At 64.9% G+C, this 11,827-nt stretch carries 12 protein-coding genes; all 12 read right to left on the bottom strand.

Going from position 1 to position 11,827, the window contains the following annotated elements; genetic code table 11:
- Window positions 1–2: 2 nt before the first annotated feature.
- A complete protein-coding gene (locus ACHMW7_RS09145) occupies window positions 3–1,007 on the bottom strand; it encodes a tail fiber domain-containing protein (RefSeq protein WP_395449951.1) in 1,005 nt (334 codons plus the stop codon).
- Window positions 976–1,443 carry a GNAT family N-acetyltransferase gene (locus ACHMW7_RS09140; protein WP_395449950.1) on the bottom strand — a complete coding sequence of 156 codons (468 nt, stop codon included), beginning with the start codon at window positions 1,441–1,443 and terminating at the stop codon, window positions 976–978. The genes ACHMW7_RS09145 and ACHMW7_RS09140 overlap by 32 nt, the downstream gene beginning before the upstream one ends.
- Window position 1,444: 1 nt before the next feature.
- Window positions 1,445–3,007 (bottom strand): hypothetical protein, encoded by a 1,563-nt coding sequence (locus ACHMW7_RS09135; protein WP_395451294.1) that lies wholly within the window; start codon window positions 3,005–3,007, stop codon window positions 1,445–1,447.
- A gap of 17 nt (window positions 3,008–3,024) precedes the next feature.
- Window positions 3,025–3,726: a hypothetical protein gene (locus ACHMW7_RS09130; RefSeq protein ID WP_395449949.1), complete on the bottom strand. Its 702-nt coding sequence runs from the start codon at window positions 3,724–3,726 to the stop codon at window positions 3,025–3,027.
- 6 nt (window positions 3,727–3,732) lie between these two features.
- Window positions 3,733–4,485 carry a hypothetical protein gene (locus ACHMW7_RS09125; RefSeq protein WP_395449948.1) on the bottom strand — a complete coding sequence of 251 codons (753 nt, stop codon included), beginning with the start codon at window positions 4,483–4,485 and terminating at the stop codon, window positions 3,733–3,735.
- A gap of 74 nt (window positions 4,486–4,559) precedes the next feature.
- Window positions 4,560–4,844, bottom strand: coding sequence for a hypothetical protein (locus ACHMW7_RS09120; protein ID WP_395449947.1), 285 nt, complete (start codon window positions 4,842–4,844; stop codon window positions 4,560–4,562).
- Between the two features lie 10 nt (window positions 4,845–4,854).
- Window positions 4,855–5,871 (bottom strand): phage major capsid protein, encoded by a 1,017-nt coding sequence (locus ACHMW7_RS09115; RefSeq protein WP_395449946.1) that lies wholly within the window; start codon window positions 5,869–5,871, stop codon window positions 4,855–4,857.
- Between the two features lie 21 nt (window positions 5,872–5,892).
- Complete coding sequence (locus ACHMW7_RS09110) at window positions 5,893–7,080, bottom strand: hypothetical protein (RefSeq protein ID WP_395449945.1); 1,188 nt, start codon at window positions 7,078–7,080, stop codon at window positions 5,893–5,895.
- A 31-nt stretch (window positions 7,081–7,111) separates the two neighbouring features.
- Entirely contained in the window at window positions 7,112–7,441 is a 330-nt protein-coding gene (locus ACHMW7_RS09105) for a hypothetical protein (RefSeq protein WP_395449944.1), read from the bottom strand.
- A complete protein-coding gene (locus ACHMW7_RS09100; RefSeq protein WP_395449943.1) occupies window positions 7,438–9,753 on the bottom strand; it encodes a hypothetical protein in 2,316 nt (771 codons plus the stop codon). Before ACHMW7_RS09100 ends, ACHMW7_RS09105 begins: the two co-directional genes overlap by 4 nt.
- Window positions 9,750–11,264 (bottom strand): terminase, encoded by a 1,515-nt coding sequence (locus ACHMW7_RS09095; protein ID WP_395449942.1) that lies wholly within the window; start codon window positions 11,262–11,264, stop codon window positions 9,750–9,752. Before ACHMW7_RS09095 ends, ACHMW7_RS09100 begins: the two co-directional genes overlap by 4 nt.
- Entirely contained in the window at window positions 11,242–11,694 is a 453-nt protein-coding gene (locus ACHMW7_RS09090) for a DNA-packaging protein (protein ID WP_395449941.1), read from the bottom strand. Before ACHMW7_RS09090 ends, ACHMW7_RS09095 begins: the two co-directional genes overlap by 23 nt.
- Between the last annotated feature and the right edge of the window lie 133 nt (window positions 11,695–11,827).

The following is an 11,827-nucleotide window of genomic DNA, read 5'->3' as shown; positions in this document are numbered from 1 at the left end:
GGTCATGCTCCCAAAGACAGGGCTTTGCGGTAGTCGACGGCCTTGAAGCCGCTCGGGGTATCGATGACGGCGCCGGGGTGTTTCTTCTCGACATCCTGCGCCATCAGGCCGAGCTGCATCGGCCCGCCCGCTCTGTAGCGATAGGCATAGATCGGCTGGCCGTCATGGGTCTTGCCGACCCGCTCGACATCGGTCTTCAGCCGCCGGTCGGAAGCTTTGATCAGGTTGGTGCCAAGCCCGAACAGCCCGCCGAGCAGGCCCTGGCTCTGCGCCATCTGCTGGTTGTAGATGTTCATTTTCTGATTGAAGTTCTCGTTGATCAGCCCGGCATTGTCGGTCGTGGGAATGGTGCTGCCGGTGTAGCCTTGCGCCTTGGGCGCCGACACCTGCGAGCCCGAAAGCAGCGCCGTGATCTCGTTGATCGGCTGGTTGCGCACCGCCTGGGCTTCGGCAAAGGCCTGGCCGCGGCCTGATAGCAGCAACTGGTTGTAGGCGTCATTGGCGCTCTGGCCCTGCTGCGCCATGGCCCGGTCGTAAGCGGCCGATCCCGGCATGATGCCCTGGTTGGCAAGCCTGGTCGTCAGCTGGTCCTGCTGCTGGGCGAGCAGCGGGTCGAGGCGCTTGCGGCCCAGTTCCATCAGCCTGCCTTCGACCGCCTCGTTGGAGCCGTCGAAGGGCTTGGCCATGTAGCTGTTGAGGAAGGACGACTGGTTGTTGGCGAGCGTGCCGAGGTTGAGCTGGGCCTTGTCGGTCTGGTCCTTGATCGCCTGCTGTGCTGCCGACAGCTGCGTTGTCACTGTCGTCTTGGGGATCGTGTAGGTCTTGCCGGTATAAGGATCGGTGATCTTTTCTTCGCCCGACTTGGTATAGGTGATGGTGCCGTCAGGGGTGACCTGGTTGGCATTGTTCAGCCACGAATTGGCAATCGCGGTCGAGATGTTGGTGCCGGTCGATGCGGCGCTCGTTTCCTTCGGATCAGGCGGGGTCGGCGCTTTGGGTTTGCCCATGGTGTTTCCTCGTGAACTTGCTGTTGCGCCAGGCGTCGTCGGTCAGGGTGAACAGGTAACCGTCCTCGTTGCGGCCGCGCATGCGCTGGATCAGATGCGCGGTGAAGCCGAAGGCCTTGGCGATGCGCACCATGCGCACATTGGTCGCTGCGACCTGCAGCACCACCATCTGGCAGCCGATCTCGTCGAACGGATATGAAAACATCTTGTGGCGCACCTCGGCGGTGAGCCAGCGCGGGGTCAGCGACGCACTCGATATCTGGATCACGCCGGGGCCGGGCTGCCAGTCGTGGAACACCATGCCGGCGACGAGCTCATCTGTTTGCTCGTCGACGACGCCGATGGCCTGGCAATTGCCGAAGCCGCCGTCGCAGCCTGAAATATGTGCGGCGACAAAACCGGCGACCTGCTGGTTGCAGCCAAACAGCAGCCGCATCTCACACCACCACGCCGCCGACTTCATAGGTGATGTCGATGGCGACAAGCTCGGCATCGGGTGTCGGCGTCACGCCTGAGGTGACCTGGACCTGTGGCGCGACGACAAAGCCGGAGCGGCCGACCGAGGCCCAGCGGGTGGCGATGCGCTTGTCGGAGCCGGCGTCCCATTTCATCACGTCCCACAGGCCGCTGTCCCATTCGTCAAACAAGGTGTCGTCGGGCACGGAAGACGGCGCCGACGGCAGCTCGACCTGGTAGTCGCTCGACATCGACAGCTTGGATTTGAACGCACGCGCCGCCAGAAACACCGTCCGGCCGATATGGACGACCTTGCTGGCGGCCGGCACGCCGAGATGGTCGAACAGGCCGACATAGCTGCAGACATAAGGCGCGCCGTCGTCATGGCCGCCGACCTCGCACTGCATCACCTTGCCGTCGGAGGTGCCGAAATAGGCCCAGTCGTCATGGATGGCGAGGCAGCGCGTGTCCCAGCCGGTATAGTCGGCCCAGGCCCCGGTTTCGAGATTGACGACGAAGCACAGCCTGTCCTGGCCGACATCGGCCGGCAGCGAAACGATGCCCATGTTGAGCAACGGCCATTTGACGATTTCCCATGGCAAGGCGGCGCGGCGGGCAACCTCGCGGCGCCAGTCGGGTTCGATGTTGCGGCTGACGCTGGTCAGCGACAGCGCGGCACGGTCTTTCGAGATCGCCTGGCTGATCGGCACGATGCCGTCTTCCATGGCAATCAACAGGTCGCCGCCGGCCTGCATGAAGGCGCGTTTGCCCATCGGCCGCGAAATGTCGTAGCGGCCGACGAGGCGCCAGTCATTGGCATTGCCGGGGTCGGCCCCCTCATAGACGGCGACCTCGCCCTGGTCGGAGACCAGCACACATTTGTCGTCGACGCCGTCGCCGGCATCGAGCGACCAGGTCGCGCCGAATTTCAGCGACCCGCCTTTCTGGAACACGCCGGCCAGCGAAAAATCCTGGGCCGTGCCAGCGATCTGGTTGACCGGCAGGAACCACGCCACGAGGCTGTCCTTCTGGATGAACATCTGGCGGTTGCGATAGGCCCAGACCTGCGACAGCTTGTTGGTGGCAATCGGCCCCAGGCTGGCGATTGTCGACCAGACGCTGCCGTTGAACTGGCGCAGCGAATCCGTGCCGTTGACCGCCGAGAGGAAGTCGCCGGCGGCGGTGGCAAACTGGATGTAGCTGTAATAGCCGCTGGTCTGGCCGGAGACGACGGCGGCGGGGGCGACATTGGGGTCGGCCGGGCTGGTGACGTCGTAGATGCTGGTGGTGTCGGCGGCGAAGATGTAGCGGCCGCTTGAGCTGTCATAGGTGATCATCGAGACCACAGGGCCGGTGCCGATGGTCGCCTTCTTGCGGGCGCCGCCGCGCAGCCTGATGCCGGTGCTGGTCGGAAACCAGTTTTCCAGCACCTTGGCGCCCTGCGGCTGCGACGCCGCCAGATTCTCGTTCGAGATCTTGCCGCGGATCGGCGCGGGAAAGGTCATGGTGCGGTGCTGCTGCTGTGCTGCGGCGCCAACAGGCACGCGTCGCAAGCCCCGCCTCATGGCATGATCCCCCTGGGAAAGGCACAATCGGCATCGGCCGGAAGACGCGCCCGACCAATGACCAGCATGTTCGAGCCCTTGTCGGCACCGCTCGCAACGGCAAGCGCATCCTCGTAGCTCGCCATGTCCTCGGCATAGGCCTGGCCCTTATTGGCCTTCCACTGCCAGATCATGCCGAGCTTCAGCACCCGTTCATCGAGCCGGAAGACATCGTCGTCGGCACCAAATTCGGCCTTGGCGACGCCGTCCTTGTCCTTCACCATCTTGTCGGACAGGTAAAAGAACGACGCTGTCGCCAGATTGGCCATCACGGGGGCGATGTGGATCTGCTCGCCGATCAGCGTCCAGGCGCCTGTCAGCTCGTGACGGTTCTGTACCGTCATGGCGAGCCAGTCGTCGCTGTCGGCAATATGCGCAAACGGCGCGTAAGGGTTGGCCGAAGGCCAGATACGCGCCTTCTTCAACATCCTGTTGTAGTCGGCAGGCAAGGCAAAGCTGGTGGCGATGCCGTCACCGGTTACAGTTGCCAGCACCTTGAGGCGGGTCCAGTCGCGGCCGTCGAAGGCGATGCGCTGCGCCATCTCGTTGGCCAGCGCCTGCAGTTCGAGATGTTCGCGCTCGGTCGACGAAAACACCGCATCGGGCACGCTCAGCCCGATGACCGGGCAGACCTGTTTGATGACGCTCAATATGCTCATGGCCGCTCAGCCATTCGCGAGTTCTTGGGCAGCGGCCACCAGCGTGGCGTGGCTCGGATTGCCGCGCGGGCGTGCACCGGTATGGGCTGCGATGAAGTCCTTCAGCCTGTCGCCGTCCCAGGCGTTGAAATCGTTCGGCACAGGGTCGACCTTTGCGTCTGGCGCCGGCGCTTCGACCGGGGCGGCTGATGCAGCGCCCTTGTTGAAGGCGACGAGGTCGGCGACCTGCGCCCGCATGTCGTCCATCTGCTGGCGCAGTGCGGTGTTTTCGGCGGCAAGCGAGGTGACATCGGCCGAGCCGGCGGCGGCGTCGAGATAGGCCTGGGCCTGGTTCTTCAGCTCGCGCCCGCCCATGCCGAGCTGCCTGAGCGGATTGCCGTCGAGCCCGGCCAGAGCTTCGACGGTGTGGATGTTGAGCGCCTTGAGTTCGCGGCGCTTGGCCTCGGGCAGGAACGGCGCTTCCGACAGCGGCGTGCCGCTGGTCGGCTGGGCGACGCCTGCCTTGAACGCCCGGTACTGGTCGTTATAGAGCATCGCGTAGGTCACCACGGTGCCGCCATCCTTGACGCTTGTCCGCGTCGCGTTGGGCTCGGCCTCATGCGCCGGAAACGTCGCCCTGGTCTTGGTGTTGCCGGCAAAGGCGATGTCGCAGACCTCCATGTCGGAAAAGATCGGCCGCCCTGCTCTGAGGCTGGCGGTGGCATCGGGCATGGTGTGGATGCGAAACACCACTGTCGTCTGGTTGCTGGTGGGGGTCATTTCAGATGTCCTGTCTGAGAGGGTGCAACGCAAACGGGGCCCGAAGGCCCCGCTTTTGTCAGGCGATAACAGTGTCAGATCGCTGTTTTCCTGAACCAGGCGGTGGCGCCCGAAGGCACGCCGCCTGATATGGTCGGCGCGGTCCAGGCACCGGCGCCGGTGGCCATGGTCATTGCCGGTTCGGTCAGGATGCAGACGGCCGCCGAGGCGATCGCTGCCGAGGCCTTGGCGAGCATGTAGTCGTGGCCGTCATCGCCAGAAAAGACCGTGCCGAGCGCCTGCTTGACGGCGGGATCGCCCGCCAGGGCGATACGGTTGGGGCCAAGGCCGGGAAGCGAAGGTGTGGTGAAACGAGGCATCGTTGCTCTCCTATGCCGCCGGGTTGGAATCGATGAGCTTCCACTGGAACAGTGGGTTGTCCATCGTCAGCTCGCCCATGAAGCCGATGTACTGGACAATGGCGTCCTGGTTGACCGGCGTCAGCGCCTTGCCGATCTTGTTGAAGTTGCGTTCGGGATGGTAGCGCAGCCACAGGCTGTCGAGGTCGAGGCCATAGGTGGTATTGGCCGGCATGTTGGAGCCGATGCCGCCTTCCTGGACGATGTCGGCGACGCGGCCGGCGCCGTAATATTTCAGCGCCGAGAAACCGAGCTTGCCGAGCTTGGTCTCGTCATTGATGCGCTGGATGGCGACGGTGGCCGCGTCATAGGCCGCATAATGCTCGGGCGACATCAACAGCAGGTTGGCGGCTTTCTTGCCGCGCGAGCGCTGGGTCATGACCGTATTGAGCATCGGCCGGATGGTGGTCGCGCTGACCTGCGTGCCGATGGCGGGAAAGCCGGTATGCGCGTCGAACACCGAGGTGCGCCAGGCTGCCTGCGTGCCACGGTCGATGCCGGCATAGACGCCTGAGTTGACGATGGTCGGAACCGCCAGCTGCAGGCCGCCGAGTTCCTTGCCGCCGAAACGCGTGCCGTTGCCATGCAGCGAAATGTCGGCCTCATCGATCAGCTCGCGCTCGGCGGCGGCGATGTGGGCCTCCAGAATGTCCATCAGCTGGTTTTCACCCTCATTGTTGAGGATGTCGTCATTGGACAAGGTGACGGCGACGGCGACCTGCTTGGGGGTGTATTCGGCGTCGCTGAACAGCTCGGTCGGCACCGGGTTGAGAAAGTCGAAGCCGTTGTACCAGACCGCCGAGCCGGTCTTGTTGTAGAGCAGCCGCTCGCGGATCTTGGGGCCGGAATACTCTTTCATGTGGCCCTTGTCCTTGAGCAGGTAGAACAGGGCGGCGGAGTTGGAGACTAGGTCCTGGTAGCCTTCGGAACGATCCTCGAGCGCCAGAGAGAGGATCTCCTGGTTCTTTTCAATTGATGTCAGGGCCAAGCTGGCCTCCTGTGAAAAGGGTCACCTGGCCCGCGCCATGGCGCGGGACAGCGATTCCCGGATTGAGGTGGAGCGCTTGCCTGTGCCTGGGTCTGAGCCGAGCGAGGGTGCGCCGGATACGGATTTCGAACCTTTCCGGGTCTGAGCCTCAAGGTCTGCTGCAAAAGCCGCCGGGGCGGCCGAAGCCGTTACGAATTGGCCCGTGGCGGATGGGGCCAAGGCGGATGGGGCGGGGTTGAGCCGGTCCGCCATCTGGTATGCCTCGGCGAGATCTCTGGTCCTGCCGCTTTCGATGAAGAAGACGATGTCGTCGGCAAGCTCTTCAAAGCGCGGGTTGTTGCTGGCGAAGTCGTCGACAGCGGTCTCGATGCCGCTGCGGTGCTGCTGTTCGAGCGACGAGGTGACGCCGCCGATCTGCTGCTTCAGGCCTGAGATTTCCTGCCTGAGCGCCCTTATGGTGGCGTCGTTGTGGCTCTGGTGCTGGTCCGGCGCCTGGCCGGTGACGGCTGCGGCGAGCTCGTGCAGCGACACGCCGGCAAAATCGCAGACCGCCTCGATGCCATCAAGCGGATTGGTCAGCAGGGTCCTTTCGAGATTGATGTAGCGTGTCATCGCATCGCGCAGCGAGGTGTTGTTTTTCCTCGCCAGCTCGTCGAATTCCTTGACCTGGCTGAACGCCTCGGCGTCGGCGCGATATTTCTCATGGCCCTGCTCGAGCTCGCGAATGGCGCGATGCACCTCGGCCCGGACCGGATCGGGTGCTGCCGCCCAGGCCGCCTTGGCATCGGCGGAAAACCGCGCCGGCGCCTCCGATTTCGACTGCTGCTCAGCAGGCCTTGTGCCCGAAGTGTCGGCCTTGGCGTGTTTTGCCTCTGTCGCCGGCCGGTGCGCTGTGGCGTCCGGCTTGTCGGCGCCGTCCCCAGGGCGGCTGGCGCTGTCCCCGGGGCGGCTGGCGCCGTCCCCAGGGCGGCTGGCCTCGGCCCTGGCGACCTTGTCGGCGGCGCGCTTCAGCGCCTCGCGGGCGGTCACAGCCGGCTTCGGCTCGGCCTCGCCATCCTTGCCTGCGCCTGTCGGCTTTGGTTCCGGCAAGGGCCGCTCGGCCGCTGGCGAATTCGGCTGGGTCGGCTGGGCCTGTGTCTGCGGGGCCTGCGGTCCGGCGGCAGCCGGCCCGGCCGGCACGGAGGTGCTGCCGTTCAAGATCTCGGTCATCATGTCACCTGTCTGAGAGGTTGCGGAGGAACTAGGCCGGACGGACGCGCTCGCCGCGGTCGAACCGGGCCTTGGCCTTGTGCACGCTGTCCTTGATCGCCTTGATGTCGGGTGCTGGCCGCTGGCGCGGACGCAGCCGCGCCGGGTCGTTGCCGACCTCGACCATGCCGGCGGCGCGATAGGTCCGGCGCAGCGTCGACTTGCTGTCGTAGAGCTTGCCGTCGAGCATGCTCTGCACCGGCGCCATGGTGTCGCTCGTGATCATCGGGCAGGCCAGATGCGAGCGCTTCGGCGCAAATGTTGCGACCTTGCGGTAGAGCAAGCGCCCGTCTTCAAGCGCGATCCAGCGGTATGAACTCATGCCCCGAGGCCCTCGATCCCGAGGCGCTCAATCCCGAGGCGCTCAATCCCGAGGCCCTCAATCCCGAGGTCCTCTGGGACAACAGGCGCGCCCGGCACAGCCGCCAAACCCTTGTCGGCCTGCTGGGCCAGCTGCAGCCGCAGGCGTTCGATTTCGAGCGCACCCTTCTGCATCGCCTGCTGGTGGCTTTGGGCGTCGGCGGCGGCGCGGGCCTCGATCTCGCGGATGCGGATATCGGCCTCACGCTGCTTTGACGCCGCATCGGCATGGATGCGGGCGATGTCGGCTTCCGCCTTCGCCGTCGCGGCCTGGGCTTTGGCCTGTTCGACCGCGGCGCGCTCGGAACCGGCCTTTTCAGCGGCTTCGGCCTGTGCCGCCCCCGGCTCGGGCCTGGGCTGGCCGGCCTCCGCCTTCATCTGCGCGACAAAGCTGTCGATGGCGCTTTGCATCTGGCGGCCGGGGCGGAAAGGTGCGGTGGCAAATTTCAGGATTTCGCCGGCGAAAGGTGCTGTCTCAGGCCGTGCCGACACCATCGGCGACAGCTGGGCAAGGGCTGTGCCCAGTGCCGTCAGGAACTCGGCGGTGCGCTGCTTGGCGGCATTCTCGTCGGGCTGGATGGTGCTGTCGGTCTCGATGTCGAGCGAAAACGGGCGGATGCGCGCGTCGCGCAGCAAGGCCATCACCTTGTCGATGGTGACGGTGTCTTCGAGACCCTGCACCTGTTGGGCAAGCTGGTCGATCTGCTGCTGCGCCTGCTGGAACGCCGCCTGCGCCTGTCCCGGGTTGCTCTGGGCCATCGCCTGGATCTCAGGGTTGGCCTGTGCTGCCTTGACGCCGTCGACGATCTGCCTGGCCTGCTGCTCCAGCGCCTTGATCGATGTCGCCACCTTGGCGTCTGTGTCGAACTCCATCTGCGCCATCTCGACAAGCGTCTGGCTCTGGAAATTCTCGGCGGCGATCTCGGCGACGATGCGTGCGGTGTCGCGGGCGATGCGCACCAGCTCGCTCTGGCGGTCGCGAATGCGCACCGAGCCATATTGCGATTTCAGCGTCTGGGCGCCGAGCGTCTCGTTGGGGTTGGTCGCCCCGCGCATGATGTCGGACAGGCCGCTGATCTGGTAGATGTCGTCGATCAGCTGCTTGCGCAGGCCAATCAGCTGGGTGATGGTCGCCACCACCATGTCGAGCGGCAGCCACACGATGGTGTCTCTGGCCGAGCCATTGCCGATCGCCGCCCAGTTGCTGACCGGGATCAGGATCTTGCGGTCGTCGCTCGACTTGACCGCGGCCTCGATCGCGTCGCTCAGTTCGCCGGCACCCGAGGGGTAGAAGCCGCGCACCTTCAGCGCCTGGGTCAAGGCGGAAACCCGGTTGGTGAGTTCGTTCACCTCCTCGATCTGGTCCTTGTAAAACAGGAAGTCGGGCACCGGAACCAGGCTGTCGGGTTCGCGCGTGCCAAAGGCCGGGCGCGGGCACGGGAAAAAGCCTTCGAGCGCCAGATGCGGCTCGCCCTCGTCGAGCACGACATCGACGCCCGGGCTGACCCACACCACCTTGTTTTCGCTCTTCGACCAGATTTCCCACACGCCGGCCTTGAGCTTGCCGTCGCTGTTGTTGTTGTCGTCCTTGCGCCTGGAAAAGGCGGCATGGGCATAGGCATTGCCCGAGCTCTTGAAGAAACGCTGGCGCATCTCCTTTTTGCTCATCCAGGCGCGGCCGGCGACCCAGCCGACTTCTTTCCATTCGCGTGCCGGATCATGGGCGAAGTCGCGGCGGTTCTTGTGTTCGATCGAGATGCGCTCGCTCAGGCCGTTTTCCCGGCTCCTGGCCTCGTAGCGGACCCAGATGCTGCCGCGTGCATTGACGGCCAGGTCGTCGCGCACCTGGCGCATGACGGCGTCGATGTCTTCGCGCTCGAAGGCAACTGACGTTGCGCGCTCGAGCAGTTCGGCAGCGGCGCGCTGCAGCGGCCGGTTGTCGCTGAACCGCGGCGCCACCACCGGAACCGGCGGGCGGGCATACATCGATGGCTTCAGCACCTCGATATTGGCCCAGAAGATCTGGAACTGGCGGTCGCGCGACATCGAGGCCAGGCGCGCCAGATTGGCATACTGCTTTTCGATGTTGCCGCAGCGCTCGTGATAGTCGGCAAAACCCGCTCTGTCGTGGCTGGCGATCAGCGCCAGCCAGGCTTTTGACGATGTCGGCTTGCGGCCAGCGCCCTCGCCCGACATGTCTTCGCCCGATATGTCGTGGCTTGACATGTCGTCGGCCAGATCGCCTGGAATGTCGTCGATCTCGTCACCTGTCATATCCTGATCCTTGCACCTGATGCGGTCTCGGGCGGCAGCGGCAATGGCACCTGGCCGGGCCTCGGTGGCGCATGTTCAGTGGTTGTCCGGCCGACCCAGGGCCGCGACATGCAGGCGTAACGCACCATGTCGGCGGCGTGATCTTCCTGCGCCGTGTCGAGGTCTTCGGGGTTGGCCTCGTCATGCTGCAGGGTCGGCAGCGTCCGGATGGTGTGGCTGCAGGTGCTGAAGAAAAACAACAAGGCGCGTCCATCCTCGTCGCCGCTCAGGCGGCTGCGCAGCTGGTCCCAGCCGCCCATCGCGCCACGCCCCGGCGTACGTTTGTTGTCGGCGCGGCGGAAGCTTGCGCCTTCGCCATTTTCGCCCCTGGCCAGGCGTTCGGCGAGCGAGGGGCCGCCATCCTGGCTGAAGGCGGCCGGGTCGAGCACGCCGTAAGAAATGACGTCGTCATAGTCGCGCAGCCTGACCCCGGCGCCAACGGCCTCGGCATGCAGCTTGAGGCCGGTGTCGGGCACGAAGCGGCCCTCGGCATCGGTCTTCACCCCATACCATTCGCGGTACATCACCAGCGCACCGCGCGGGATGACGATACTGGAGCCGATACCGGAACCGACCGACATGGCGTCGGCGGCAACGGCAAACCAGCCAAAGGCAAACGGCTTGGCACTGCCCCAGTCGCCGGCGCGGAAGCGGACCCAGTGCGGCGGGATGGCGAAGGGTTTGACGACATGGCGCTCACGCCGGAAATTGTCGAAATAAGCACCCTCGACGATGTCCCAGTCGCCATGGCGCATCGCCCGCACCAGGCTGTCGGAGCCGAGGCCGTGCAGGCGATCCTCATAACCGGGATCATTGTCGTTCATCGCCGGATTGTCTTCGAGCCGGGCCGGAATGTACTGGCGCAGCATGCCGCCTTCCGATGGCGGTGTCTTGTAGACCCGGTAGGCGGCGGCCCCGTCGATGAAGGTGCGCTTGACGAACTGGTGGCCGATGCCGCCGGGATTGCCGCTGCACAAGATGCGCGGGAACCGCCCGGCATATTTCCCCGGCAAGGTGATGCCGACCATGCGCACGCGGTTGCGCAGGAAGCGGTAGATCACCTCGGTGAAATGGGTCAGCTCGTCGATCAGAAGCACGTGGATCTCAGCGCCCTGGTATTTGAAGCGGTCCTTTTCGTCCTTGCAGTGGCAGAGATAGATCCGGCTGCCGTTCCAGAACCGGATCTCGTCGCCGACGATGGTGACGAAACCGCAGGCGACCCAGCCCGCCAGCAGCTGGCGAAAGCCATTGGGGCCTTCCATGTGGTTCTTGACCAGGTCGTCGCGGATGCGCCGGAACAGATAGATCTGCAGGCCCGCAATCTCCGAACACCACGAAATCGCCGCCGAGCGGATCAGATGGCTCTTGCCGCCGCCGGCGGCACCGCCAAAGAAGGTTTCGGTCGCCAGGGAATTGAACGCCACGCCCTGCTTGGCGTGGAGCGTGAGGTCAAGCGCTGGCGACTGTGACATTCAGGATCGGCACCAGGGCCGCGCCGTCTTTGCCTGTGACTTCCGACTTGTCGGCCAGGCCGAGTTCGCGCGCAATGATGCTGGGGTTCAACAGGTCGGCCGCCGCCCCTTCGAACTTCTGGGTGCGGATGATCGCATCGACCCGGGCGGTGATGTCGCCAAAGCCGTCGCGTTCGCGGTAGTTGTCCCAGGTCCTGCGGGCGATATCGAGGAAGATGCACAGGCCCGATATCGTCATCGCCCGCATCCTTTCGATGTGTTCGACCTTGACCTCGCCCTGGTAGGAAAACGCCCGTGGCTCATACAGCGGATGGGCATCGACCCATTCGAAATATTCGGCGCATGCTTCCCACAACACATCGGGCGTGGCGAAGATCGGGCCATGCGAGCTGCGCACCTTCCAGAACTGATTGCCGAGGGGTGCGGGCATGTGCATTCCTGTCGTCGGGCGGTCGATCGGGCGGCAGCGTTCGCCGTCGGCATCAAAAGCTGGTGCTGAGGTCGCCTGTACTGCGCGCCGGCCTGTTGCCGCGGCAGGACATGTTTGCTTTGCTGCGCCGAGG

Origin of the sequence: Aminobacter sp. UC22_36 (genome assembly GCF_044056035.1) — a bacterium.
In the GTDB taxonomy this organism is placed as follows: domain Bacteria; phylum Pseudomonadota; class Alphaproteobacteria; order Rhizobiales; family Rhizobiaceae; genus Aminobacter.
This window is presented reverse-complemented; position numbering and strand designations above follow the sequence as displayed.